Annotated in this window: 24 protein-coding genes; 13 read left to right on the forward strand and 11 right to left on the reverse strand. The window is 44.4% G+C overall.

Going from position 1 to position 26,640, the window contains the following annotated elements; all coding sequences use genetic code 11:
• Nucleotides 1-145: 145 nt before the first annotated feature.
• On the reverse strand, nucleotides 146-445 hold the full coding sequence (locus tag NL645_RS14000; protein WP_005396873.1) for a hypothetical protein: 300 nt from the start codon (nucleotides 443-445) through the stop codon (nucleotides 146-148).
• A gap of 245 nt (nucleotides 446-690) precedes the next feature.
• A complete protein-coding gene (locus NL645_RS14005; protein WP_005396877.1) occupies nucleotides 691-921 on the reverse strand; it encodes a hypothetical protein in 231 nt (76 codons plus the stop codon).
• Nucleotides 922-1,180: 259 nt separating this feature from the next.
• Here NL645_RS14005 and NL645_RS14010 point away from each other — a divergent pair, with 259 nt between their 5' ends.
• Both NL645_RS14010 and NL645_RS14015 read left to right on the forward strand, forming a co-directional pair.
• Nucleotides 1,181-2,602 carry a PLP-dependent aminotransferase family protein gene (locus NL645_RS14010; protein ID WP_253651870.1) on the forward strand — a complete coding sequence of 474 codons (1,422 nt, stop codon included), beginning with the start codon at nucleotides 1,181-1,183 and terminating at the stop codon, nucleotides 2,600-2,602.
• Between the two features lie 106 nt (nucleotides 2,603-2,708).
• Entirely contained in the window at nucleotides 2,709-2,927 is a 219-nt protein-coding gene (locus tag NL645_RS14015; RefSeq protein WP_012841649.1) for a hypothetical protein, read from the forward strand.
• Between the two features lie 101 nt (nucleotides 2,928-3,028).
• On the opposite strand, the gene asnS is transcribed toward NL645_RS14015, so the two are convergent.
• Complete coding sequence (gene asnS / locus NL645_RS14020; RefSeq protein ID WP_046876186.1) at nucleotides 3,029-4,429, reverse strand: asparagine--tRNA ligase; 1,401 nt, start codon at nucleotides 4,427-4,429, stop codon at nucleotides 3,029-3,031.
• A gap of 188 nt (nucleotides 4,430-4,617) precedes the next feature.
• The gene (locus NL645_RS14025; protein ID WP_006741436.1) at nucleotides 4,618-6,243 is read right to left on the reverse strand and encodes a methyl-accepting chemotaxis protein; all 1,626 of its coding nucleotides are present in this window, start codon (nucleotides 6,241-6,243) and stop codon (nucleotides 4,618-4,620) included.
• A 292-nt stretch (nucleotides 6,244-6,535) separates the two neighbouring features.
• Here NL645_RS14025 and queD point away from each other — a divergent pair, with 292 nt between their 5' ends.
• Nucleotides 6,536-6,898, forward strand: coding sequence for a 6-carboxytetrahydropterin synthase QueD (queD, locus tag NL645_RS14030; RefSeq protein ID WP_005376896.1), 363 nt, complete (start codon nucleotides 6,536-6,538; stop codon nucleotides 6,896-6,898).
• 90 nt (nucleotides 6,899-6,988) lie between these two features.
• On the opposite strand, the gene NL645_RS14035 is transcribed toward queD, so the two are convergent.
• The 5 genes from NL645_RS14035 to NL645_RS14055 all read right to left on the reverse strand — a co-directional run bounded on the left by NL645_RS14035 (nucleotide 6,989) and on the right by NL645_RS14055 (nucleotide 13,134).
• A complete protein-coding gene (locus NL645_RS14035; RefSeq protein WP_253651871.1) occupies nucleotides 6,989-7,456 on the reverse strand; it encodes a GNAT family N-acetyltransferase in 468 nt (155 codons plus the stop codon).
• A 94-nt stretch (nucleotides 7,457-7,550) separates the two neighbouring features.
• Entirely contained in the window at nucleotides 7,551-9,266 is a 1,716-nt protein-coding gene (locus NL645_RS14040; protein WP_253651872.1) for an EAL domain-containing protein, read from the reverse strand.
• A 210-nt stretch (nucleotides 9,267-9,476) separates the two neighbouring features.
• Nucleotides 9,477-10,838 carry an L-serine ammonia-lyase gene (locus tag NL645_RS14045; RefSeq protein ID WP_005396900.1) on the reverse strand — a complete coding sequence of 454 codons (1,362 nt, stop codon included), beginning with the start codon at nucleotides 10,836-10,838 and terminating at the stop codon, nucleotides 9,477-9,479.
• A 98-nt stretch (nucleotides 10,839-10,936) separates the two neighbouring features.
• Entirely contained in the window at nucleotides 10,937-12,190 is a 1,254-nt protein-coding gene (locus NL645_RS14050; RefSeq protein ID WP_005396901.1) for an aromatic amino acid transport family protein, read from the reverse strand.
• Nucleotides 12,191-12,534: 344 nt separating this feature from the next.
• Entirely contained in the window at nucleotides 12,535-13,134 is a 600-nt protein-coding gene (locus NL645_RS14055) for a CoA pyrophosphatase (protein WP_005396902.1), read from the reverse strand.
• A gap of 241 nt (nucleotides 13,135-13,375) precedes the next feature.
• On the opposite strand from NL645_RS14055, the gene NL645_RS14060 reads away from it, so the two are divergent.
• Both NL645_RS14060 and NL645_RS14065 read left to right on the forward strand, forming a co-directional pair.
• On the forward strand, nucleotides 13,376-13,915 hold the full coding sequence (locus NL645_RS14060; RefSeq protein ID WP_012841652.1) for a heme NO-binding domain-containing protein: 540 nt from the start codon (nucleotides 13,376-13,378) through the stop codon (nucleotides 13,913-13,915).
• A 7-nt stretch (nucleotides 13,916-13,922) separates the two neighbouring features.
• Nucleotides 13,923-15,623 carry an ATP-binding protein gene (locus NL645_RS14065; RefSeq protein ID WP_005396909.1) on the forward strand — a complete coding sequence of 567 codons (1,701 nt, stop codon included), beginning with the start codon at nucleotides 13,923-13,925 and terminating at the stop codon, nucleotides 15,621-15,623.
• Nucleotides 15,624-15,775: 152 nt separating this feature from the next.
• Here the strand turns inward: NL645_RS14065 and pabB are convergent, their stop codons facing one another.
• Nucleotides 15,776-17,137, reverse strand: coding sequence for an aminodeoxychorismate synthase component I (gene pabB / locus NL645_RS14070; RefSeq protein ID WP_253651873.1), 1,362 nt, complete (start codon nucleotides 17,135-17,137; stop codon nucleotides 15,776-15,778).
• A gap of 270 nt (nucleotides 17,138-17,407) precedes the next feature.
• Between pabB and NL645_RS14075 the strand changes: the two genes are divergently transcribed.
• The 8 genes from NL645_RS14075 to NL645_RS14110 all read left to right on the forward strand — a co-directional run bounded on the left by NL645_RS14075 (nucleotide 17,408) and on the right by NL645_RS14110 (nucleotide 25,303).
• Complete coding sequence (locus NL645_RS14075; RefSeq protein ID WP_005376905.1) at nucleotides 17,408-18,925, forward strand: fumarate hydratase; 1,518 nt, start codon at nucleotides 17,408-17,410, stop codon at nucleotides 18,923-18,925.
• Between the two features lie 173 nt (nucleotides 18,926-19,098).
• The gene (locus NL645_RS14080; protein ID WP_012841654.1) at nucleotides 19,099-19,284 is read left to right on the forward strand and encodes a hypothetical protein; all 186 of its coding nucleotides are present in this window, start codon (nucleotides 19,099-19,101) and stop codon (nucleotides 19,282-19,284) included.
• 263 nt (nucleotides 19,285-19,547) lie between these two features.
• Nucleotides 19,548-20,924, forward strand: coding sequence for a YcjX family protein (locus NL645_RS14085; RefSeq protein ID WP_085344003.1), 1,377 nt, complete (start codon nucleotides 19,548-19,550; stop codon nucleotides 20,922-20,924).
• Complete coding sequence (locus NL645_RS14090; protein ID WP_203347140.1) at nucleotides 20,921-21,961, forward strand: YcjF family protein; 1,041 nt, start codon at nucleotides 20,921-20,923, stop codon at nucleotides 21,959-21,961. The genes NL645_RS14085 and NL645_RS14090 overlap by 4 nt, the downstream gene beginning before the upstream one ends.
• Before the next feature lie 100 nt (nucleotides 21,962-22,061).
• Nucleotides 22,062-23,606 carry a transcriptional regulator TyrR gene (gene tyrR, locus NL645_RS14095; protein ID WP_005396927.1) on the forward strand — a complete coding sequence of 515 codons (1,545 nt, stop codon included), beginning with the start codon at nucleotides 22,062-22,064 and terminating at the stop codon, nucleotides 23,604-23,606.
• Between the two features lie 36 nt (nucleotides 23,607-23,642).
• Nucleotides 23,643-24,227 (forward strand): ribosomal protein S5-alanine N-acetyltransferase, encoded by a 585-nt coding sequence (rimJ, locus tag NL645_RS14100; RefSeq protein ID WP_237312243.1) that lies wholly within the window; start codon nucleotides 23,643-23,645, stop codon nucleotides 24,225-24,227.
• A gap of 1 nt (nucleotide 24,228) precedes the next feature.
• On the forward strand, nucleotides 24,229-24,816 hold the full coding sequence (locus NL645_RS14105) for an HD domain-containing protein (protein ID WP_005396932.1): 588 nt from the start codon (nucleotides 24,229-24,231) through the stop codon (nucleotides 24,814-24,816).
• A 13-nt stretch (nucleotides 24,817-24,829) separates the two neighbouring features.
• A complete protein-coding gene (locus tag NL645_RS14110; RefSeq protein WP_005396934.1) occupies nucleotides 24,830-25,303 on the forward strand; it encodes a DUF2947 domain-containing protein in 474 nt (157 codons plus the stop codon).
• A 43-nt stretch (nucleotides 25,304-25,346) separates the two neighbouring features.
• Here the strand turns inward: NL645_RS14110 and NL645_RS14115 are convergent, their stop codons facing one another.
• Nucleotides 25,347-26,309 carry an integron integrase gene (locus NL645_RS14115; protein WP_253651874.1) on the reverse strand — a complete coding sequence of 321 codons (963 nt, stop codon included), beginning with the start codon at nucleotides 26,307-26,309 and terminating at the stop codon, nucleotides 25,347-25,349.
• Between the last annotated feature and the right edge of the window lie 331 nt (nucleotides 26,310-26,640).

The raw sequence follows: 26,640 nt of genomic DNA on the forward strand, positions 1-26,640 counted from the left end.
TGATGAAGTTTTGTTCACGTACCAATCGTTTGACTTCAGCGCTTTGCGTTAGTGATTTACGTGGAGTGGCGGTTACTCGTTGAGACAAAAACGCCCCACTAAAGGTGGAGCGTTTGTTTGTAAGAAGTATAGATGTCGGCTGATGTTATTTCTTCAGATCGATTTCAGACTCAACCGCATTGGTTTCGATGTCTGGGTTAGAAGAAAGCTTCTCAGTCGCCCAGTCGTTCATATGCTTTAAGATTGCTTTTAACGCGTGCTTCTCTGTTGGGACTTCCGCTTTTTCGACTTCAAGCTTTTGTTTCGGGTGTGTGCCCGTCGCATCTTCCGCTACGTGTAGCCAATCTGGGTGCCAGTAATAAGGTTGGCCGGAAGGAGAACTCCAAGAATGTACGCCGTTGGATTCACCTTTGTATTTAATGTCTTCTTCGTTGTATTTCGCCATTATTGTTTTCTCTCATAATTCATGAGTTGAGGTGTGCATCACCATTACTATCTAAATGTAACAGATGTAATGAAAATTAATGTGATAACTATCGACTTATTTTGTCATTCGATAGCTACAGACGATGCGTACTTCTCATTCAGAAGAATTTATTATTTGGTAGGTTTTGGCTTTATATGCGTTTAAAGCATACGACGATGGATTCGCCTACCTAACGCTATTCTTGAACGGTGATAGAGCCTAAACTACTCGTCATTCAAGTGTTTGAGAATCGCCGCTTTTGCATGCTCTTCTGTCGCTGCTTCTCCGTCAGGGACTTCAAGGTCAGCCTTTTTGTGTTCACCCAAAGCATCTTCAGCGATATGCAACCAATCAGGATGCCAGTAATAAGGGGTTGTGCCGCCAGGATGGTCCCAGCTATGTACACCTTTATGTTTCCCGCGATAAGAGAGATCGTCCATTGTAAATACTTTCATCGCTTCCTCCCGGCTTAAAAGATAGATGTCTAAGTGGATTTAACACTCTCAGCTCCGTGGAATGCCTTGCTTTTCGGACAAGGCAAAGATTTAAGACCACTCGGACGTATCAGTAAAAGTATGGAACATAAATTCTCACTTCGTCGTCGAAATTGCTATTAACAAGCTTGATAAATTACGTTGCTAAATTGACTACTGCCATATCAGAATGCTGGCGCGAAGTATGCTATGGTGCGGCTGCAAGTGAAATGAGGGATACATGAATCGATACCGTCAATTGGCCGAATTGTTTAAAGCACAAATTCAGCAAGATACTTGGAGAGCAGGGGAGAAGCTGCCTTCAATACGCGTCACCAGCCGCAATCATTCCGTAAGTGCAGGTACGGTATTACAAGCCTATCAATTGCTAGAGGCGCAAGGTTGGGTGATAGCAAAGCCTCAATCTGGTTACTATGTGACTGCCGATCTTGAACGTCTCACCAATACGAATGGAATTAAAAGCAATAATACGCCATGCACTAAGTTGAATGATGAGTTGTATTCGTTTTTGAAGCACCAAGCAACATCGGATGTTGTTCATTTAGGCTCGGCGTTTCCGGATCCGTGTTTGTTTCCTTTGGAGTCGCTTAACCGTAATTTGGCCAGCTCGGGACGAAAAATGGGGCCGGATAAGTTGCTAGACAACCTACCTCCTGGTGCCGAGTCGTTAAGGCGACTCGTCGCTCAGAGGTATATTCATCATGGGATATCATTAACCCATGATGATGTGGTTATTACTTCCGGTGCGCTAGAAGCATTAAACTTGAGTTTGCAAGCGGTCACCCGACCAGGTGATACCGTCGTTGTCGAATCCCCAACGTTTTATGGCGCACTTCAAGCGGTAGAACGGTTAGGTCTCAAAGCTATTGAAATCAGTGTCGATGATGAGAGTGGGCATTCGCTTGAACAAATCGAAGCAGCTTTTGCCAATGAAGATGTTCGGGCTTGTTGGTTAATGACGAACTTTCATAATCCAACCGGGGCTTCTTTGTCTGATGAACACAAACGATACATTGTTGAGTTAGCCAATCGATATGATGTGTATCTCATCGAAGACGATGTGTACTCTGAGCTGTATTTTTCTGACAAAAGGCCGAACTCATTAAAGACCTTTGATGAGCAAGAGCGTGTCCTTCATTGTGGCTCTTTTTCTAAGAGTTTATGCCCTGGATACCGCTTGGGTTGGGTGGTGAATAAGCGTTTTAACGAGACTATTCAAAAGCTCCAGTTAATATCGACATTGTCTGGGAGTGCCCCTATTCAGCAGGGGGTTGCACATTACTTACAAAACGACAGTTACGACAACCACCTGAGAAAGCTGCGTAAGACACTGCAACACCGTCAAGCTGACTTCGTGGATTTACTTGCAAAGCACCTACCTAAAGAGGTTACCTATCAACGTCCTGATGGTGGTTACTTTCTTTGGTTGAAATTGCCAGATGGAATATCAAGTAAAGCGGTATATCAAGCACTATTGTCTGAGCAGGTTACTGTCGCTTATGGCAAACTCTTTTCGATAAGTGATCAATACGAAAACTATTTAAGACTGAATACATCGCTTCCTTTAGAAACGAGTTTAGAACGTACTATCAAAAGGTTAGGTGATTTGCTTCGCGAATTACTCAGAATTGAAACTCATTAAACTGCTTAGTGTTTTTTTGCTCCAACTGTATCAGCGCCATTTTTGCAAATTGTGCTTCAATCATTATTCAGGTCGACAGACCTTGGACGATTAAGCAGGATTTAAGATGAAAAAGCAGTTGGTTAAACATGAGTTAAGGTTAATCGCCGTTGCTATTTTTAGTGCGTTTTTACTGGTATTTGCGCATCTCATTTTGGCGAAGTCTTTCTCTCATATGGCATGGACAGAGTACACCGCGGCCGTGATCCCTTTCGTAATGTTTGGCTTATGTATTGTGGGCGTAAAGTACGCTGAAAAAGCGGACAGAGATAAGGAAGAAGACTAACTCAAGCTTGAGTTACTTAGCAGATGGTATTGACGGTTGAGCACAAAATAAAAGACCTCCACTAGGGAGGTCTTTTCTAATTCTGTCTCACTAAAAAGTGATTAGAAGTTCGCAGAGCGAGGCGTACGTGGGAATGGAATCACGTCACGAACGTTGCCCATGCCTGTTACGTAAGATACTAGACGCTCAAAGCCTAGACCAAAGCCTGCGTGTGGCACTGTGCCGTAACGACGCAAGTCGCGGTACCAGCTCATGTGCTCAGGGTCGATACCCATTTCGCGCATACGTGCATCCAGTACGTCTAGACGCTCTTCACGCTGAGAACCACCGATGATTTCACCGATGCCAGGTGCTAGAACGTCCATTGCCGCTACCGTCTTACCATCATCGTTCATACGCATGTAGAATGCTTTGATGTCTTTCGGGTAGTTCTTAACGATTACCGGCGCTTTGAAGTGCTCTTCCGCTAGGAAACGCTCGTGCTCAGATGACATATCGATACCCCACTCAACTGGGAATTCGAACTCACGGCCAGAATCCAGCAGAATTTGGATCGCGTCAGTGTAGTCAACTTGTGCGAAGTCAGAAGAAACAAAGTTCTCTAGACGGCTAACGGCTTCTTTGTCGATGCGCTGAGCAAAGAACTCAAGGTCATCGCGACGCTCTTCAAGTACTGCTTTGAATACGTACTTAAGCATGTCTTCAGCCAGTTTCGCAACGTCGTCCAGTTCTGCAAACGCAACTTCAGGCTCAACCATCCAGAACTCTGCTAGGTGGCGGCTTGTGTTTGAGTTTTCAGCACGGAAAGTAGGGCCGAAAGTGTAAACCTTGCTTAGTGCACAAGCGTAAGCCTCCGCGTTTAGCTGACCAGATACCGTAAGGAAAGTTTCTTTACCGAAGAAGTCTTCGTTGTAGTCCACTTTGCCAGCGTCTGTACGAGGCAGGTTTTCCATGTCTAGCGTAGAAACGCGGAACATTTCACCAGCACCTTCAGCATCTGAGGCAGTGATCAACGGCGCAGATACCCAGAAGTAACCTTGCTCGTGGTAGAAGCGGTGGATCGCTTGAGATAGGCAGTTACGTACACGTGCTACCGCACCGATTACGTTTGTGCGCGGACGTAGGTGCGCTACTTCACGTAGGTATTCGATAGAGTGACGAGTTTTTGCCATCGGGTAAGTTTCTGCGTCTTCAACCCAACCAACCACTTTAACGCCAGTGGCAGCAAGTTCGAAGTCTTGGCCCTTTGCAGGAGATTCAACAATCTTACCAGTTACTTCAACAGAGCAGCCAGTCGTTAGCTTTAGTACTTCGTCTTCGTAATTATTAAGATTATTTGGGACCACGGCCTGAATCGGGTCGAAACAAGAGCCGTCATATATGGCAAGGAAAGAGATTCCAGCTTTGGAATCACGACGTGAACGGATCCAGCCACGAACAGTCACTTCGCTGTCTACTGCTAGCTGACCTTTCAATACGTCTGATACAGGCGCGTAAGTCATGTTTTCAATATTCTCCATTGAGGTAAAAATTCAACCCAACACTTATTAAAGTACTTGTCTAATAACATTTTTGTTCAAAAAACAAGCTGAGTGCTGAGTTGGGTAGCATTTTACAGATTCAACGAGACATATTACCTGTCAATTCGCTCGCATCAACCTTTATATTCATTTTGATGGGGAGAATCTCTCTATTTATTCACTCTTTGATGCTCTGAAAGTGTGAATTGGTTAAGTAATTGCTCTAAACGTTCGGATAGATGCTCTAAATCAACACTAATATCACGCGTGTGCGATGCTGATTGCGATGTGTCGTCAGCATGCAGTGTGATCACATCAATTTTGGATTGAATACGCTGACTGACGTCGGATGTGGTTTGCGTCTGGCTTTGGATGTTTTCCGCATGTTTCAGAACTTGATGCATTTCATCGACAACGTTATGCATCGTGACTGAAAGTGTCTCGACATCGACTGAACGTTGGTGAGCAAACTGGCAGACAGTATCCACAGAGGCTAAGGACTCTTCACTCCCTTGCTGGAATTGAGAAATGATATGCTCAATGTTGCCTGTGGCTTCGGCGGTCCGAGAAGCTAGGTTACGCACTTCCTCCGCGACGACGGCAAAACCGCGTCCTTGCTCTCCGGCTCGGGCGGCTTCAATTGCAGCATTCAACGCGAGTAGGTTGGTTTGTTCTGCAATGCCTTTAATGACCCCAAGAATGGACGACACTTCCTCGGTTCTTTGGTTTAACGAACTGATTTTTTCCCGTACGCCGTCAATATTGCTCACCAAGTGTTTGATGTCTTCGCTCACGCTGTGTGCTTGGCTTGCGCTGTGAGTGGCAACATCAACGGTGTGGTTGACTAGAGCTGTGGCGTTATTGGTCGAGTCTTCAACGGCGGTTTGTTGTTGCAACATGTCGGTGATGTTGCTTTGTACGTCACTGGTTTCCAATTGTTGATTATTGGCCGCTTTGTCTGTTGATTGTGCAACATCCGTTAACTGACTAGCTGAATTGGCAAGAGAGTGGGAGGTGTCTTGTACACGCTCTAAACTCTCGGATACCGTATCCATAAACGAATTAATCGCGGTAGAAAGCTGGCCTACCTCATCTTTTTGGTGATGAACAAGTCGTTGAGATAGATCTTTACTATGGCTTACATTCGCCATGAATTGAGACGTTTTTTGTATTGGGCGAACAATGATCTTACGAATCAAACTCATCGTTATAATAAAACCAACAAACGCGATAACGGCCATTATTCCCATCGCAAACATTGCCTGTTTATTGATCATTGAATTGACGTGGTTCATGTTGTATTCCAAACGAATCGCGCCCAATACTTCGCCTTCTGGTGCTACATGGCAAGAAACGCAGTTGGTGCCACGATAATTTTCGCTTGATTTCATTGGTAGCGCGACAACCAGTCCGTTCCCCCAATTGGCTGAAATTGGCTCAATGACCAGTTCGCCATTTAAAGCTCGTTGGTCAATATCATCGACCGGTTGTTGGTTTGCTTGTCCTGGTCCGTAAAGCTTGGTTACGGTATCGGCCCGCAACACGCGAACTTCTTCAATCCCTTCTTGAGCGAGTGCTTTTTTTCGCAAAGTTTCTTTTTGCGACATGGTGCCTGTTAGCATCATCATGTTTAGGCTATCGAAGTAATTACTAGCCTTATCATGAAGCTGTTCACTGAGAACATCATTGATTAAGGTTTTTTGTTGATGGTATTGATAAGCCGTAGAGGCAGCCAGAACACAGCTGAAGACGGCAATTAACGCGAGCAAGAGCTTAAAAGTGATAGTTGAGCGCATAAATTTATAAGTGTAATTGGAACGAACTGCACAATCTTAATGTGCACAAATGCACACTGCGATCAACGAAATGAATGATTGTGACCCCACTCATGTTGGGGATATGTAATTGTGATGTGAGTGCTGTGTAATCAAATGTTTGGCGCATGACAGAAATACGACGTTCAGGACAAAGGTTTAATTATTTTCGCTGAGAACAAACGGCGTTTTGCTACGCTTGTATTGAGTAGCACTTGTCTGTTGGCAGTGAATTCCTTAGTATTGCGTGTCTTTTTAAAGCCTGAGAATCAAGATGAAAACAGAATTGTACAAAGAGTTTATGTTCGAAGCGGCACATCACTTGCCACATGTACCTGAAGGCCATAAGTGTGGTCGTTTGCATGGACACTCTTTCTTAGTTCGTCTTTATGTAGAAGGTGAGGTAGACCCGCATACTGGTTGGGTAGTGGATTTCGCTGAAATCAAAGCGGCATTCAAACCAATTTACAATCGTTTAGACCATTATTACCTGAACGACATTGAAGGTTTGGAGAATCCGACGAGCGAAGTGTTAGCAAAATGGATTTGGCAACAGCTTAAGCCAAGTTTACCGTTGCTAAGCAAAGTAGAAATCAAAGAAACGTGCACAGCCGGTTGTATTTACAAAGGTGAATAAGTCACTTTTTATTGAGCATTGAAGACAAAGGCAAGCCATGAGCTTGCCTTTGTTGTATCTGGATATTCCCTATTTTTTATACTTTTCTTGCTAGCTCAGTGGATGACGTAAAATCCACTCTTTTTCGTTCTCACCAAACGTTGTTTTCTCTGTATTGATGAATCCACACGCATCAAGAAAACTGATAGCGTATTGCTGACTCTGTGGCACAGTGACGCAAAGAGAGGTGCTTTCAGGGTCAATGGTATACGCGTAAACGAACAGTTTGCGTAACGCTTCACTCCCAACCCCTTGGCGTTGGAAACGTTGATCAACCATCAAGTACTTGAGCCCCAGTTCGTGCCTTTTGGCAAAGGGCGCATGTTGGGAGAAGCCTTTATCGATAACAAGATAGCCAACTAATAGATCGTCAGAATAAATCGTAAAGAACGCTTCAGACTTATTGCGTTTTTGATAAGCCACTTCAAACGGCGTAGAAAATCCTTTCTGCTCTTCCTGCACATCCAATTGCATCAAACTCGAAAAATCTTTCAGTTTGGTGTGTTTAATAGCAATCATCGTTCAACCACAAATTGGCGGCATATCCTCATGCCGCCACGAACTTTAATAGAGTATTCCCTCTAGTTTAAGTAACTCACGAGGTTAAGAAAAGCTAGAAATGCAGAGGATAATAATAACCTTGGTGAATATAGGCACCTATTGTTGTGAGCAAGTGAGCGCTATCGGCGGTTTCTACGCCTTCGACAATGACTGTACAGCGATACGTATTCCCCATGGCGATTAACTGACGCAACGTTTCCACTTTCTTATCGTCCGACTTTAAACCAATCACAAACTCCCGATCTATTTTCAAATAATCTGGATTGATTTTACTGATGAGCGACACGTTGTTGTTGCCGGTGCCAAAATCATCGATACTGATTTTACAATCCAGTGCTTTTAGTTTCGCGACATTGCCATAAATCTCTGAGGTATAGTACATCGATGCATTTTCCGTGATTTCAATCGTCAGCAAACGACAATCTCGGTTAGATAGTTCTCTGTGTAGGATTGAAAAGTTGCGTCCTCGCAGCAAAGAAGGACAAACATTAATGCTGATAGGAATAGGCAAGGCTTTATGCTTAGTATAGATGGACTCTATCACCAGTAAGGTATGAGTAAGGAGCAGCCCATTGCGGATCAGTGTTTCAATAAACCGTTGCGTATTTTTTACCTTAAATCGCGAGAGCGCTTCGTAATGCACAATCTTTTGCGCGGAAGTGTCATAAATCGGCTCCAGTTTGATTTTAAATTGTCGAATTGCACACAAATAAGCCATAAAGGCTTGTAGGGAGCGATGACGCAGTATTATTAGAAACAGCAAGCTTAATAAAATGATGCTTTGAAACGGGCCAGAGATGTAATACACCTCTTTATAGCCGCTGTTCTTCACGTGATAGTTGAAAAAGCGTTCATTGGTGTTACCAATTTCTAAAGAGGTCCCTGTATTGGTTGATAGCTTCATGCCGGAAAGAAAAAAACGCGAAATATGATTTTCAACGTTGTCGGATAAGTTAATGTTTTTGACACGAACCAAAACGGTCGCGTTATTCAAGTCAAATGATTGGGTCGTATAATTGCTATTATTACTCCACTCTTCAAATGCTTTTTTGCTGACAGGGACAACGGTTTCGGGGGTGACTAAACACCGGATATTGAAACGGTCCAGCATCATGCTCGATTCCACCAGCTTTACATTATCAAAGAGCGACTTCAATTCTCTTTCATCAGCAAAGCAGCTCTTTTGGGAAAGGTTCTCTGCAATTTCGAAGGCGTTATCCAGATAATTATGTTTCACAATGCTGTTGATCGCGTAGTAACAGATGGCAAAGAAAATGATCGCTGTGATCAACACGACCCACAGCGTATCTGAATAGATCTTTTTATTACGCAGACAAATACGAAGGGCTTTGCCAAGGCTGTTTGTTGTGTATTGATTGATCTTGTGTTGATGGTCGATGCCATTCTGATGGTTGTTTTGCATAGTAAAAGGGATGAAGTATCCGGTCCGGTGAATATTTTCGATAATATTTTTTTTTGTGGTTACGTGTTCTTCCGTGAGCTTGCGAAATTTCTTTCTTAGAGCGGCCACCGCGTTTTTAAAGCCATTTTCAGGCAGTGTCATTTTGTATTGTTGAGTGATTTTGCTTTCTATCAATCGCTGGCTAATTGGCGTATTTAAGCTACCGTATTTGGCGATGGTTGACAGAATGGCGTACTCATTTGGGTTGACAGGAATGGAGTGGTGGAGTGATTGATTGAGCTCTAAAGATATTTCGTTTTCGGACAAGCAAACGCAGATTTGGTTTCCAATTTCAAACCTAATCATGTGTTGGTGTGCTCCAAGTTTAATTTTTGGCTACGTTATCAATAAAGCTAGGAGAGGGATGTGATTTTTTACGGGGATATCCATAATAATTGGATATATTCAAGGTTTTAGGTTTTTTTATGCTGGGTGTAGCAACCCATTATTCATGGTTAATGAAGTATAAAAAACCCGAGCAGAGGCTCGGGTTTCGTCGATATTCAGTAAGGCTTATTAACAGATAACTTTTACTGCTAGGCCGCCTTGAGAAGTCTCACGGTATTTCGCGTTCATGTCTTTACCTGTCTCTAGCATTGTTTCGATAACTTTATCTAGAGAAACAGTAGGAGCAGAAGAACGACGCAGTGCCATACGAGTTGAGTTGATTGCTTTTACAGCTGCAATACCATTACGCTCGATACATGGAACCTGAACCTGACCTGCAACCGGGTCGCAAGTTAGACCTAGGTTGTGCTCCATCGCAATTTCAGCCGCCATACATACTTGCTCTGGGCTACCACCCATAAGCTCAGCAAGGCCCGCTGCTGCCATAGAACATGCCACGCCAACTTCGCCCTGACAGCCAACTTCTGCACCAGAGATAGACGCGTTACGCTTGTAAAGGCCGCCAATTGCACCAGAAGCTGCGAAGTAACGGATGTAGTCTTTCTCAGTTACGGTTTGAATAAACTTGTCATAGTAAGCCAGTACCGCAGGGATGATGCCACATGCACCGTTAGTCGGAGCAGTTACAACACGACCACCTGCTGCGTTCTCTTCGTTTACTGCAAAAGCAAACATGTTTACCCAGTCAACAACAGACATTGGATCGTTCGTTGTTTTTTCAGAAGTAAGCAGTTGCTGACGAAGTGCTGCCGCACGACGAGGTACGCGTAGTGGACCAGGCAGAATGCCTTCTTCGTTCATACCGCGATCCATACATTCGCGCATTGTGCGCCAGATGTTTGCGAAGTAAGTACGAGTTTCTTCGTCAGAATGAAGCGCATGTTCATTTTTCATGGTTAGCGCACTGATAGACAGGCCGCTTTCATGACATTGCTTTACAAGCTCTTCTGCCGTTGTAAACGGGTAAGGAACTTTTACTGGATTCTCAACTTCTTTACCGAAGTTTTCTTCATCAACGATGAAACCACCGCCGATAGAGTAGTAAGTTTTTGAGTACGCTTTTTCGTCATCAATCCAAGCGTGGATTTGCATGCCGTTTTCGTGTAACTCAAGGTTTGTTTTGTGGAAGTTCATTCCACCTTCACGTGGGAACGATACTGTGTGACAGTGCATGCCAACAGGAAGGCGTTCAGTTTCTTCTACGCGAGCGATAAAGCCCGGGATAGAATCGATATCAACTTTCTCAGGAGTGTTGCCTGCAAGACCCATGATGATAGCAATATCTGTGTGGTGACCTTTCCCTGTCAGTGATAGTGATCCATAAACGTCAACGGTGATTTTAGTGATGTCGCGCAGTTTTCCCATTGCGCGAAGATCATCAATAAACTCTTTACCCGCTTTCATTGGGCCTACAGTGTGTGAGCTTGAAGGTCCAACACCGATTTTATAGATATCAAAAACACTAATCATATCGATTACCTCAGAAGAAAGCCTCCCAAGGGGAGTTGGGAGGCTTAATTTTATCGTTATATTTTTGGATTAATCATACCGTGCTAGGGCAGGGATGATTAAAGAGCGCCGTAGATTACAGAACTAATGGCAGCAAGACCACAGATTGCTGTGAAAATTTGCACAGGTGCTGAAGTTTTGTACTTAGCCATCGCTGGAACTTTTTGCATTGCGAAGATAGGCATCAAGAATAGGATTGCCGCAATCATCGGTGCGCCCATTGTTTCAATCATACCTAGGATGCTTGGGTTAACGATAGCAACGATCCAAGTTGTGATTACGATGAAGATAAGAGACATCTTCTCGATCTTGCTTACTGGCGATTTTGAACGAGATTTCACTAGACCAACTAGACCTTCATGCGCACCTAGGAAGTGGCCGAAGTAGCTAGAAGTGATAGCCGCGAAAGCAACCAGTGGACCTAAGTAAGAGATCAGTGGAGACTCATGAACGTTTGCTAGGTAAGAAAGAACAGAGATGTTTTGCTCTTGTGCTGTTGCTAGTTGCTCTGGAGACAGAGAAAGTACAACAGAGAAAACGAAGAACATTACAAAGCCCATTAGCATCATCGCTGCGCCACCAGTGATAGCGTCAGTTTTCTTAACTGCGTCATCACCGTATACACGACGTTGTTCTTTAGAGAACTGAGAAATGATTGGGCTGTGGTTGAAAGAGAACACGATAACAGGGATTGCTAGCCATACGATAGCTGGCATTGCACCCCAGTCAGGTGATACTTCCATCATTGAAGTGTTCCAACCAGGAATTAGGTACACAGACAGCGCTAGTAGGATGAACACTAGAGGGTAAACCATCGCTGAAGTTGCTTTCAGCATAAGCTCTTTACCGAACACTACGCCCGCTGTCATTGCAGCGATAAGTGCACCGGAAAGTAGCCAGCGAGGAATAGATTCCATACCCATTTGGTTAACTAGGAAAGAGTCAACCGTGTTTGTGATACCAACACCGTAGATAAGTACGATTGGGTAGATAGCGAAGAAGTAAGCGAACGTAATAAGGTTTGCGCCAGTCTTACCAAAGTGCTCTTCTACTGTGTCAGTGATGTCCGCTTCTGGGTTTTTCGCAGAAAGAACGAAGCGAGCTAAAGATTTGTGTGCGAACCAAGTCATTGGTGCTGCGATTAGGGCTAGGATTACTAATGGCCAAAAGCCACCTGCACCTGCTTTAATAGGAAGGAATAGTACACCGGCACCTACTGCCGTACCAAAAAGGGACAGACACCAGGTAAAGTCTTTGTAAGAAAACTTACTAGACGATTGTGCGGTAGAAACCGCAGAAGTAGTTGTATTCATTTTTTAGTTACTCATTTTGGGAACAGGAAATAAGTCGGGAGTAATTTTGCAAGATTTTACACTAGGAAAATTAGATCTAAATCATTTATTGCTTACGCTTATTGAATGATATGTCAAAAACCTGCTTTTTATCACGAAAATGATGTGCTACTCGTGATTTCTGCTAATGAGTAAAATTAGAAAAACTTATCGATAGGGCTGTTTGTATAAATTTATTTCACCGCAAGCGTTTGCGGTGAAAACGGCAAATTAATCTAATGTGAATGAATGTTTATGAAGCAACGTTTTATTAATATTGATGCGCATGATGATCGCAGCCATAAAAATACCGATATCAGAAGTTTTTAATGTGAAATGATATGTTTTTGCATTGATTCGATGATTTGTGCGGTCATGCCCCAGATGAAATGCTGTCTATATGGGATAGCAAATACACGATGACTGCTGTTTTTTAGGTCAAACTTGGTGCTGTACAGCTTTTTCGGGTTCAGAATGTGGTTAGCAGGAACTTCAAAAACGGACTCCACCTCATTTGGGTCAATATGCGTTTTATACTCAGGAGAAATAAAGGCCAAAAACGGTGTCACATTAAACTGACTAATCGTAGGCAATGTTGGAAGCTGGCCAAATACATGAATATGTTCATCTTCTATACCGATCTCTTCTTTGGTTTCTCTTAATGCCGTATTGATTAGATGATGATCTTCCTGCTCAAACTTACCGCCGGGGAAACTGATTTGTCCCGGATGATGACGCAAGTGCGCTGCTCGCTTTGTCAAAATGACCTGTAGCCCCTCCGGGCGTTCTACAAAACCAATTAAGACCGCTGCGTCTCGCAGTGATTTTCCTTTCATCCATTTCAGTCGCGCGAGGGACTCTTTGTGGTAACCCGTTGGAAGCCGAAATTGAAAGTTTTGCAGTAATTGAGTTTTGTCGATAACCAAACCAAATCCTTATTTATTGTGCCTAACCACTATTTATTATACTCAATGGCCGCAAGAGGCGTGGTGCTATCGCCGTTGGTACGGTATTAAAGTAGTAGTACGGCAATACCAAAGTACGGCCATTGGTCTTTCCCTGCTTTGTGTCGTGTGTCTCACTCTGCTTGGGTATAATAATTTGAAACTTATAAGGTTATAACCCATTCTTTATTTTAAGAGGTCACCACAGGGCAAGTATTGACTAATGAAAGGGATTATTTTCACCGAGTTCATGGAGTTAGTGGAAGAGAAGTTTGGTCTCGATGTGTTAGACCAAGTGCTCGACCTTTCTAATGACGAAGGGATTTATACGGCGGTTGGCAGTTACGATCATAAAGACTTGGTTAAATTGATTGTGAATCTCAGTAAAGTATCTGGCATTCCACCTGAACAACTGCAAGAAGTATTTGGAGAGTGCGTTTTTTTGAATTTACTTCGCTCGATTCCTAGTCATGCCAGTTTGCAGCAGTGTGAAACGACATTTCAATTTGTTCGCCATGTTGAAGATTTTATTCATGTCGAGGTCAAAAAGCTCTACCCAGATGCTAATCCTCCTCAGTTTGATTTTATCAGCGAGACTCAATCAAACATGGTGTTTGATTATCGAAGTGCGCGGTGCATGTCTCACGTATGTTTAGGTCTAATAAAAGGTTGCGCAGCGCACTTTGGTGAAGTTATTCATATCAAACACCAAAACCAGTCAGAAGATGGTAGCCAGGTTCGCTTTTGGTTAGAGGCACAATAAGAACGATATGACAGGAAGTTCCTCGCTAGAAAGGAAACTCAAACGAGAAATCGAATCAAGAAAAGCAGCTGAGCGGTTATTGGAGCAGAAGAGCTTCGAACTTTATGAATCTACTCAACAGCTAAGTGTTGCTTTGAAAAAGCTTGAGTTGAAATCAAAAAAGGATTTACGCAAGTTTGAGTTCGAAGAGAAAGTTGACGCGACGCTGATTAAGTTTGGTCGAACTTTTCTGTCGAGCACGTTTGATGAAGCCATGATTGCCAGTTTTATTGAACAGCTCACTTCGAACTCAATCATTTCTGCGGCTTACTTACATCTTGATTCCACAAAACTCTCTTCTTTGCGCCGACATCATTTTGGTCATTTACAGCTTCGCCATGAGAATACGATTAAGACTGTCCCCAATTGGCAGGGGGAAAACTTGCATTTGCCTATCATCATTGACAAGCAAACAGTAGGGGAGTTGATCTTCTCTGTTCAGTTGGATCAAATCGATCAGTCGTTTATTTCCAAACAGATGGAGCTGGTATCGGATTTGGTTCATGGGGTCATTGGCCGGCATTTGAGTTTAGAGCGAGAAGTGGAGCTGCGAAAGCGGGCAGAGGAATCGGAAAAAGCGACGAAAGAGTTTGTCGCCATGATTAACCACGAGTTGCGAACACCTCTTAATGGCGTGTTAGGTAGTGCTGAACTACTAAGTCGAACACAGTTAGGTGAAGAGCAACGCCATTACCTAAACAACTTGACTCAATCGGGAGACTTGTTGAGGGTCATCATTAACGATCTTCTCGACTTCAGCAAGATGAATGCCGGTATGATGGAAATCATCGATAAGGTCTTTGCTTGGGAAGAGCTTGAAAAAGCCATCATGGGCGTATTTTCAGCTAAAGCAGCAGAAAAGCGAATTCATTTCTCCATCGATAAAAAGCTCGGAATTCCCGAGTTTTTAGTTGGTGACTTAGAGCGAATTACACAGATCTTGGTCAACTTGGTGGGAAATGCTATTAAGTTTACTCATTTGGGTGGGGTGGTGCTGCGAGTGGAGTGGATAAACGGTATTGCGCATTTTGAGGTTGAAGACACGGGTATTGGCATCCCGATAGAAGCGCAGCCCTCATTATTTGACCCATTTGTGCAAGTAGATCGCTCGGCGAAGCGCAGTTTTGAAGGCTCTGGTTTGGGCCTTGCGATTTGTAAAAATCTAGTGGATTTGATGCAGGGCGAGATTAGCTTTGAAAGTGAAGAACGCAAAGGTACCACCTTTAAAGTCTCTATTCCTCTAAAGGAGGGGCAAGCCCAAGGCGCAGCAGAGGGGGAATTAGCTAATATAGAGCGAAGTGATTTGGCAGGACGCTCAATACTGGTGGTTGACGACATCAGAATGAACCAAGTGATAGTTACTCAAATGCTGAAAAAACTCGACATTACGCCTGATTTAAAAGCCAATGGGAAAGAAGCCTTAGAAGCGGTGAAAAACAAAGATTACGAACTGATATTTATGGATTGCCGAATGCCAGAAATGGATGGTTATGAGGCGACGATGTATCTGAGAGAACGTGGCTTTACTCATCCTATTATCGCATTAACCGCTGGCACTACTATCGAAGAGCGTCAAAAGTGCATTGATTCAGGCATGGACGACATCCTCACTAAGCCGTACACCGCAACCGATATTGAACAGATCATGTGTAAGTGGCTTGAGCAGTAGACGCTGCCTCTTAAAAAACGGATGCTTGTTGGCTAACGGCTAAACATTAAAGGACAGACAAACAACGCTCACAAAAACGCCTCCGTACTGGAGGCGTTTTTGCTTGTTTTCGTTAGCAGGATTCATAGACCGTTGCCATTTGGCGAAACCTACTATTGCAGCGCTGGCAAAATCTTTGAGAGCTTATCCAACGTTTCTTGATATTCAGAAGCGCAATCGCTATCCGCAACGACGCCGCCGCCTGCCCAAGCGTACAGTTTGTGATTCTCCGCTACGAGAGTGCGGATGGTGATGCTGGTATCCATACGACCATGGCGTGAAATGTAGCCAATACTGCCGCAATACGCGCTGCGTCGATGCGGCTCCAATTCTTCAATGATCTGCATTGCGCGAACTTTAGGTGCGCCGGTAATTGAACCGCCTGGAAAACACGCTCGCAGCAAATCCGCAGGAGCGTATTGTTCATCCAAATTCGCACGAATGGTGCTCACCAAATGATGCACTGCGGGGAAGCTTTCAATCTCAAACAGCTTTGGCACGTGAACGCTACCCGGTGATGCAACTCGACCAATGTCATTACGCAGCAAATCGACAATCATTAGGTTTTCGGCCTGATCTTTTTCCGCTGTCTGCAAGTCATGGGCACTAGCGTTATCTTGCTTTGGGTCTTCGCTGCGTGGGCGAGTACCTTTGATTGGTTTCGTTTCAATGACGCGATCTTTGAGTTCTAAAAAGCGCTCTGGAGAGATACTCAAAATCGAAGACTCTGGCATACGGATAAAAGCGGAAAATGGCGCTTGGTTGGCGGACTCTAATTTTAGATACGCTTGCCACTCACAGCCTTGATACGGTGCGTTAAAGCGTTGCGCCAAATTGATCTGATAGCAGTCACCGCTCAACAAGTATTCTTGCACCTTGTCAAAGCGAGTGGCGTAGCTCTCTTTCGTCATGTTTGACTGCCAATCACCAGACAGAGCGAAGTCTACGATTTGCTCTGCTTTTTGCTCGTTTAACCATTGCCAAGCTTGCTCGATATTCTGACCGACTAGGCAGGCTTTTTTAAGCTTGTGGTCAACAACAACGGCCCATTCATACAGACCTACCGCCATATCAGGCGTGTTGAGATCTTTTTCGGCCAGTTCTGGCATCGTTTCTACGCGTCGACCTAAATCGTAACTGAAGTAACCGAGCGCTCCGCCGACAAAAGGCAAATCCAATTCTTTATTTAACTCAACGTGAGGAAGCCACTGTTCTTGCAACTGATGAAGCAGCGCGAATGGGTCATCTTGAGTTGAATAGGCATTCGATGGCGTTTCAACTTGTGTAATTTCGGCAGTGGTTTCTAACGTTGCAATTGGGTTGGCAACCAACACATCGAAGCGGCTATCGATATGCGTTTCTGATGCAGAACGCAGCAACATCGCCCAAGGCTGGTGTTGAATGCGAGAAAAGAGGTGAAGAGCAAACTCTGGTGCATATTCCAGCGCTTTAAAATCAATGAATTGATTGTCCATGTTGTTCATTTGTGTAATTTGTGACAAAGAGATCGTTCACTGCATGGCATGTCATGGGCAGCAAGAGTATCATATTCCTCTGTATAGCCAAACACCCTCTATTCATAGGGTTTTGAGATGGTTTACAAGTAGGCGACTTCAGCGTTTCGTGTGTCGATATCAGCCGTTCGACAATTGTTTATAAAAAACGAAGCTCAAAAGAGCAATAAGCTCAACAAACACGATTGAAGCCAAGCCAATAATGGAAGCATAACTATAACGAGGCATGTAATGACGGTAATACGCAAGCAGGATGTGATCAGCAGTGTCGCTGATGCGCTACAGTATATTTCTTACTACCACCCGCTAGACTTTGTTCAAGCTCTTGAAAAAGCCTATCACCGCGAAGAGAGCCAAGCCGCTAAAGACGCGATTGCTCAGATCCTAATTAACTCCCGAATGTCCGCAGAAGGTCACCGACCAATTTGTCAGGATACTGGTATCGTGACGTGTTTCGTCAACATCGGTATGGGCGTGCAATGGGACTCAACCGACATGACGGTTCAGCAGATGGTAGATGAAGGTGTTCGACAAGCGTATACGAACCCAGACAACCCGTTGCGTGCGTCAGTACTTATGGATCCTGCCGGTAAACGTATTAATACCAAAGACAACACGCCTGCTGTCGTACACATCAACATGGTTCCGGGCGATAAAGTTGAAATTCAGATCGCAGCGAAGGGCGGCGGTAGTGAAAACAAGACTAAGATGGTGATGCTAAACCCATCTGACGATATTGCTGAGTGGGTAGAGAAAACGCTACCAACAATGGGCGCGGGCTGGTGTCCTCCTGGCATGCTTGGCATTGGTATTGGCGGTACGGCTGAAAAAGCAGCGGTATTGGCAAAAGAATCTCTAATGGAACACATCGATATTCAAGAGCTTATTGACCGTGGCCCACAAAACGCAGAAGAAGAGCTTCGTCTTGATATCTTCAATCGCGTGAACAAACTTGGTATCGGCGCGCAAGGCCTTGGCGGTTTGACGACGGTTGTCGACGTTAAGATCAAAACGGCGCCAACGCACGCGGCTTCTAAGCCTGTTTGTTTGATCCCGAACTGTGCGGCGACTCGTCACGTACACTTCACGCTTGATGGCAGCGGCCCAGCAGAGCTAACGCCACCTAAACTAGAAGATTGGCCAGACATTACTTGGGAAGCGGGCGAAAACACGCGTCGCGTAAACTTAGACACGATTACTAAAGAAGAAGTACAAGAGTGGAAGACAGGCGAAACCGTTCTTCTATCAGGTAAAATTCTGACTGGTCGTGATGCTGCGCATAAACGTATTCAAGGCATGTTAGACAATGGTGAAGGTCTACCAGAAGGCGTAGATCTAAACGGTAAGTTCATTTACTACGTAGGCCCTGTCGATGCGGTTGGTGATGAGGTCGTTGGTCCTGCCGGCCCAACAACATCAACTCGTATGGATAAATTCACCGATATGATGTTAGAAAAAACCGGCATCATGGGCATGATCGGTAAAGCTGAGCGTGGCCCTGCAACGGTTGAATCTATTAAGAATCACAAAGCGGTTTACCTAATGGCTGTTGGTGGCGCGGCCTACCTTGTAGCGAAAGCGATCAAGAAAGCTCGCGTTGTCGCATTTGAAGATTTAGGTATGGAAGCGATTTACGAATTTGAAGTTGAAGATATGCCAGTAACAGTGGCTGTAGACTCAAATGGTGTTAACGCGCACCAAATCGGTCCAGACACTTGGAAAGTGAAAATTCAAGAGATGGAAGCATAAGGCAAAAGGCAATCTTACATTGTCTCAGTAGAGAGAATGTGACAAGGTGCTGATTTACCTAGCAAACATTTGACAAAAGTGCAGCGAAAACTGCACTTTTTGTCTATATAATGTAGATATAAACCTTAGGGCATAGCAATCAAACGTTATGCGAACAATAATTAGGAGACGGCATGCCTCGTTTTATTCAGATTCTACAAATTATTCTTGCTGTAGTGGTAGGTGGCTTTGTTGGCTACGACTTGATCCTTCACGGCATCAGCATCTTTGATGAGAAGTACGTGACCATCACGTGTGTATTATGGCTGATTTTAGAAATCGCTCTATTTGTTATCTATAAATTAATCGAAGACGACTAGACTCAAAGAAAGCAGGTTTCTGTTCAACACAGTAATCAGCATAAATAGGGTCACTAATGCTTTAGTGTTGATTAAGTAAGCCTCTGAACCACTCAGGGGCTTTTCTTTTTTCATCCTGCTTTAAGCGAATGTTTTGTTCATCTTTTATTAAGGTATATAAAGTTAGACTCATAGAGTTCAGTATGGAACGGTAAGTATTCATAGATTAATACCCGAAGTTGCTGATAACGTTGTTTTAGAGCGGAGCAAGATAAAGAAGCGCAATGAAAAGAATAAAGAAAGAAGTCAATGACTTTATCAACAGAGGTATGGATTCCAATGTTCGAATTGCCGTCACCGGACTTTCTCGTGCAGGTAAGACGGCATTCATCACGTCATTAGTGAATCAGCTTCTCCATACCGCTACCCATGATAATTTGCCTCTTTTGACTGCAGCCAGAGATAAGCGTCTTATTGGAGCGAAGCGTGAACCTCAAGCGAATATGATGGTGCCACGTTTTGCTTACGACGAAGCGATGAGCCAGATCCATGCGACCCCACCTCAATGGCCAGTACCAACACGGGATGTGAGTGAGATTCGCTTAGCGCTTAAGTACAAACCAAATAAAACCACGAAAAAGCTGTTGAGTAAAACCGCAATTTTAAATGTTGATATTATCGACTATCCAGGAGAGTGGCTGCTCGACCTGCCGTTATTGGACATGGACTTTGCGACGTGGTCGCAAACTCAGTTTGATGCACTTAAAGGCCAGCGTGGCGATCTAGCCAAAGCTTGGCTGTCTGAATTAGAAAAGGTGGATCTTTCTGCTGAAGTGAACGAGAAACTACTCGAGAAAGTTGCGCATACATACACCGAGTACCTTCATACCTGTAAAGACGCAGGTCTTCATTGGGTACAGCCTGGCCGCTTCGTATTACCTGGTGAGCTCGGAGGCGCGCCAGTGCTACAGTTTTTCCCGTGTCGTGCTGATCCGGAAAGCAAGGCGCTTAAGGGCAGCAACTTGGCGATGCTCGAAGCGCGTTTTCAGGAATACCAACAGAAAGTAGTGAAAGCGTTTTATAAGCATCACTTTGCGACCTTCGATCGCCAGATTGTACTTGTGGATTGCTTGCAGCCTCTCAATGCCGGCGATGAAGCGTTTTACGACATGCGCCAAGCGCTAGAGCAGATCATGCATAGCTTCCGTTATGGTCGTAGTAGCTTTTTGCGCCGTTTATTCTCACCAAAAATCGACAAAGTGCTGTTTGCTGCCACAAAAGCGGATCATATCACGCCCGATCAGCACCCAAATTTGGTGTCTTTGCTACAACAAATGGTGCATCCAGCGTGGCAAACCGCAGCCTACGAGAATATCGAGATGAGCTGCATGAGTATCGCTTCTATCCAATCAACCACGACGGGATTTATTTCTTCTGGAGATAAGACGATTCCGGCGTTACAGGGTACGACGTTGGATGGTGAGCCGATGACGATGTTTCCGGGAGAAGTGCCGAAAAAGCTACCAAATGCGGCTTATTGGCAAAACAACGGATTTGATTTTACGTCATTCCGTCCAATGCCCTCACCGAATGATGAGCCAGTGAAGCACATACGCTTAGACAAAGCACTGGATTACCTGATTGGAGATAAATTGAAATGAGTGAGTTGAAGCAAAAACAAGTTTTCTCTGAAAAGGCAATGGAAAAAGAGCAGCAATCGAATCAACCGGAGTTAACGGCGCAGCAAACATTCGGCGAAAAAGAAACATTCGTACCTGTTGAAGTTAAAGAAGAGCGCCAGGAGACCGAACAGGAATTGCAACTCGAGCATGTCATTCGTCCAAAACCGGGCAGAAAATGGCTTGCGACTGGCGCATTTGCCACCTTTGCTGGTTTGGTTGGCTGGCAAGCGGTGGACTCGGTTATAACCGCAATTCAAACTTCTGATTGGCTGGCTTTAAGCTGGACGGGGTTTATTGCTGCGATCGCTTCGCTTGGTTTAGGGGCGATGGGTAAAGAGCTTTGGAAACTGCGCAAACTACGAAATCATTTTAGTGTTCAAGAAGAAGCAGAAGCGCTTGTTAATAGTGAGAGTGTGGGGAAAGGGAAAGCCTTTTGCGAAAATGTGGCAGAACAAAGTGGTGTGATGGCAGAGAACCCGGGCTTTGATCGTTGGCAGAACAGCATTAACCCAGCTCATAGTGATGCTGAAATCCTTGATATGTATGACTCGATGGTTGTGAGCCAACAAGACAAATTGGCAACGAAAATCGTATCGCAGCACGCAACCGAGTGTGCGGCCCTAGTCGCGGTGAGCCCTCTGGCTGCCGCTGATATGTTGCTGGTGGCGTGGCGAAATTTCAAAATGATCGACAACCTCTCCAAAGTATATGGGGTAGAGCTAGGTTACGCCTCTCGCATCAAGCTACTAAAAGCGGTATTTGTCAATATGGCGGCGGCTGGTGCCAGTGAGCTGGCTATTGATGCTAGTATGGACTTGATGTCGATGGACCTTGCAGGCAAAGTTTCTGCTCGTGCGGGGCAGGGGCTAGGCGTTGGTATTCTCACTGCACGTTTGGGCTTGAAAGCGATGACCTTATTGCGTCCACTACCTTGGTATCCTGACCGTCAGGTTAAATTGGGAACCATACGCAAGGCTGTGGCGGCGAAAGTTGCATCAATTACGATGAAACCGTAACGAATATCAACTTTGATGGATAGGATTGCTTGACGCCATTCCAAGCATGATAGAAACTACTGTCAACTTTTCCTGACAGTCGTGAATTGGGATATTTTCAGTGCGTCTTGAAGTCTTATGTGAAGATCGACTCGGCTTGACCCGAGAACTGCTCGATATTTTAGCGTCTAAAAGCATCGACTTGCGTGGTATCGAAATCGATATTAGCGGTATTATCTATTTGAACTGCCCAGATATTGATTTTGATACGTTTAGTGAGCTGATGGCTGAAATCCGCCGTATTCCGGGGGTGAAAGACGTACGTAAAATCCAGTTTATGCCGATGGAGCGCCACAATACGGAGTTGCTCTCGCTAGTTGATAACTTGCCCGATCCGGTTTTTGCCATCGACCTTAAAGGTGCCGTAGACATGGCAAACATGTCTGCACTTTCATTGCTTGGCCTTCACAAGCAAGAAGTGATTGGTACTCAAATCGGTGCTTTGTTACCAAGTGTTCGTTTCTCTCGTTGGTCTGAAGGTGTTAATGGCCGAACGCGGGAAAACCTTGTGATTGATGGCTTGGACTATGTTCTAGAGTTGATGCCAGTTTATATCCGAGACGAAGCGCAAAACTCGACTCTAGCGAGCACTCTAATGACGATTCGCTCTAGTCAGCAAGTTGCCAGAATTGAAGAAGCGCTACCGCTGCATAATCCTCTGGGTTTTGAGCACTTTGTTGGTATATCGAACCGTCATAAAGCGCTAATGAACCAAGCTAAGAAGCTGTCTGTGCTTGATCAACCCCTGTTGATTGAAGGCGAAACGGGGACCGGTAAAGAAATGCTTGCTAAAGCTTGCCACAGCCGTTCTAGCCGTGCGAGCAAGCCATTCTTAGTTTTGAGTTGTGCTTCGATGCCTGACGATGTAGCAGAAACTGAACTTTTTGGTCATGCGCCGGGTTCATTTAATCATGAACAAGGTCACAAAGGCATCTTTGAGCAAGCAAATGGCGGTACGGTATTTCTTGATGAAATCGGTGAAATGAGTTCGCATCTTCAAATAAAGCTGTTACGTTTTCTACAGGATGGTAATTTCCGTCGTGTCGGTGCAGAAGATGAGATGCATGTCGATGTTCGTATCATCGCTTCAACAAAACATAACCTTGCCGAACTTTCTGAGGCTGGAATGTTCCGTGAAGATTTGTATTATCGTCTCAACGTACTTACGCTCAGCATTCCTCCGTTACGTAAGCGCTCAAATGACGTTGCGCCATTGCTTGAGTTATTTGTGGCGAAACATGCTCAACAGCTTGGGATTGATAAGCCAGAGTTTGATGATGGTCTAGTTGATGCCCTTGCAAATTATCAGTGGCCAGGAAACATGCGCCAGCTGGATAATATGGTTCTTCGAGCGCTCACAGAAATGGATGGTGGTATACTAAACGCGGAGCACTTCAATTTACCTCAGCCTCAATCAGTCGGCGCAGGTAGTGCAACGCTTAACATCGACGGTTCATTGGATGAGATCATGCGTGACTATGAATCTCAGGTTCTGGAGCGTTTGTATCAGTCATTCCCATCAAGCCGCAAGCTTGCTAAGCGCTTAAATGTATCGCATACCTCAATCGCTAATAAACTGCGTGATTACGGTATCCGCAAGAATTAATCGAATTGAACGAAAAGACGGAATTAATCATTTGTAATGGAAGATAACAGCTCATCTATCGCCGTTCATAAGTTGGACGGTGACTTGCTTCTTCGTACCGCTGAAATCGGTGACGCAGATATGATTGCCGAGTATTTTCAAGCGAACCGAGAATACCTGAAACCGTTTGAGCCGAAACGTGAAGAGGCTTTTTTCTCAGTTAACGGTTGGTTGCAAAAGCTTATCAAGCTCAATGAGCTGCATCGAATGGGGTTGGGGTATTATTGCCTCTTGGTCAGAGCCTCTTCGGGTGAAATGCTAGGTACGATATCCTTTAGTAATTTGAGTCGTTTCCCTTTTTATTCTTGTAACGTCGGATACTCTCTCGCTGAAAAAGCGCAAGGGCATGGTTATATGCGTCGTGGATTAACCATGGCTTGCGACTACATGTTTAACGTGCAGAAGTTACATCGTATTCAAGCCGGCTACATGCCTCACAACAAACGTAGTGAAGCTGTGCTAGAGCATGTAGGGTTCAACCAAGAAGGGTATGCAAAAGATTACCTTTTGATTAATGGTGAATGGCAAGACCACGTTCTAACGTCACTTATTAATCCGAATTGGCAACCAGAAGGGCGATAGTATGGAGCGATTGGAAAAGCAATTAGCACTTGTAATCGAGCTCGATAAACTCAAAAGTATTTTGCGCCGAACCCGAGTTAAAAGTGCTGAAGGGCGTCTCGAAAATAGTGGTGAGCATAGTTGGCATGTCACACTGATGGCAATATTGATGGAAGAGCATGCGAATGCACCAGTAGATATTTGCCGAGTGATGAAAATGTTATTGATACATGACGTAGTAGAGATCGACGCGGGGGATACCTTTGTTTATGATACTGCCGCGTCTCAAGAGCAAGTAGAAAAAGAAATTAGAGCGGCAGAACGCTTGTTTGGTATGTTACCCAGCGATCAGGAGCAAGAGTTATTGGCGCTTTGGCATGAATTTGAAGCCGCGCAGACCGATGATGCTAAGTATGCAAAAGCACTCGATCGGTTAATTCCAATGCTCTTGAACTACCATAATAATGGTCAGAGTTGGAAGGAGCATGGCGTCTCTCGTGAACAAGCACTTACCATTAATAAACGAATTGAATTTGGCTCTGTTACCTTATGGGACAAAGCGAAAGAGTTGATAGAAGAAGCCACAGAGAAAGGTTGGCTGAAATCGTAATAAAGGAGACTGAATGTCTTATTTGCCTTTGGATGAATACCAAAGAAAATGGATTTTTACGCATCAGTCGATGCCTGTGCCAAAAGAAGATTTGGCTTTTATTAAGCCGATGAGCCAAGCTCGTTCAGCACAATTTTGGAAAGAAAATATTAGTGCTCAAAGCCCTGATATGGATCGACTTAGCTCCCAAGATTGGCCAATGAATGAGGCGAACTGGTCTGAAGTCGTTGATTGGATGGCTGCGTGGGAGTTGGATGATCCGGACATGCCAGCGGAAGTAGAGGCACATGTCGATTGGCAAGACGATGTGACCGTTTACTTTTGCTACGAGAAGTACAATGTCATCGAAACTAAGTGGTCGATTTTTAAAAAGCATTGGAAGAACTTTCTCTTTTATGATGATGGTCCAATATTGATTGGACGTCGCCGTTCACAAGCGCTTTGGTTTGATTCAAAAGGCAATGTGAAACTCGGTGTTCGTCAATAGCGAGTTATACAGCAAGCCACCTTTTCGAGGTGGCTTTGTTTTTCTAAAGGCTGGATAATGGACTCAACACGCCGCCAGCCCCGCGCTCGATAACGTGAGTATAAATCTGCGTGGTTTTTACATCGGTGTGACCAAGCTGCTCTTGTACTGTTCTAATGTCAGCACCAGACTCCAATAAATGCGTGGCAAAGCTGTGCCTGAGTGTATGGCATGTTACTGTTTTTTCGATACACGCATCCGTTGCAGCGCGCTTTACCGCTCTTTGTATTGCACTTTCATTGATATGATGCCTTCTGAGCTCTCCGGTGTCCCGAACTGTACTTAACTTTGTTGATGGGAATAAAAAGTGCCAGTTAAAATCTAGCTCCGCTTTTGGGTATTTACGTCGTAAACCTTCAGAGATGTATACGCCCGCATAACCAGGCATGTGTCTATCTTTAAAATAGTAATCTTTTGCTAAATTAACCTGAGCTTTAAGCGGCTCATGTAGCTCTTTTGCTAACGTTACGGTACGATTTTTACCTCCTTTTCCTTGCCAAACACGAACAGCTCCATAATCATAATCGATGTCCTGAACTCTTAAGCGCAAACACTCCATGACTCGAAGCCCTGAGCCATAAAGCAACTGAATATGGAGTTTATACCTCGGGTCGATATGTTGAACGAATCGTCGGATCTCCTCCCTAGTTAACACAACGGGAAGTTTCTTTTCGGTCAGAGATTTCTGAAATCTCATATCAAGTGATAGTGGAGTTTTGAAATAATCACGATATAAAAATGATATTGAGTTCAGTGCCAAAGCTTGCGTTTTTACCGCAACTTTTTCTTTTACCGCTAAGTAACTCAGGAACTGAACGACATCATCTTCTGCTAGTGTCGAAGGGTGTGCAAGCTGGTGGAAAGTGATAAAGCGTTTTATCCAAAATAGATAACTTTCGATGGTTTTATTCGCATAATGACGAGTAAGCATGTGCTCTTTTACACTAAGTAAAAACTGACTTTTCATGATAAAATTGACCTGTTTATTTATACAGCCCCTTCAATCTATCACCTTTTTTGTAGTTAGCGTGCATTGCGCCGTCTAATTGCGCGCGACCACACATATTCATACTGTTTTTCTATTTGTTTCATGCATATAGGTGCTACGATTTATAGCGCTTTTGATCAGAAAGAGGGCGGTAGCTTGCCAGAAAGAAGGCAAATTGCCGTATAGAAAGCGTTATTTCCGCAACGGATCTCTCAGGCTGAATGTACGTGGTTGTAGCCTAAGAGTGAAAGTGGCGGGGTAATAGGGTGGAAAAGCGGCGAAAAGGGCGAATATTTGTCATTTCCATGCT

The sequence above is a fragment of the Vibrio sp. Y51_MX_L26 genome, assembly GCF_024181935.1.
GTDB lineage: Bacteria > Pseudomonadota > Gammaproteobacteria > Enterobacterales > Vibrionaceae > Vibrio > Vibrio diabolicus.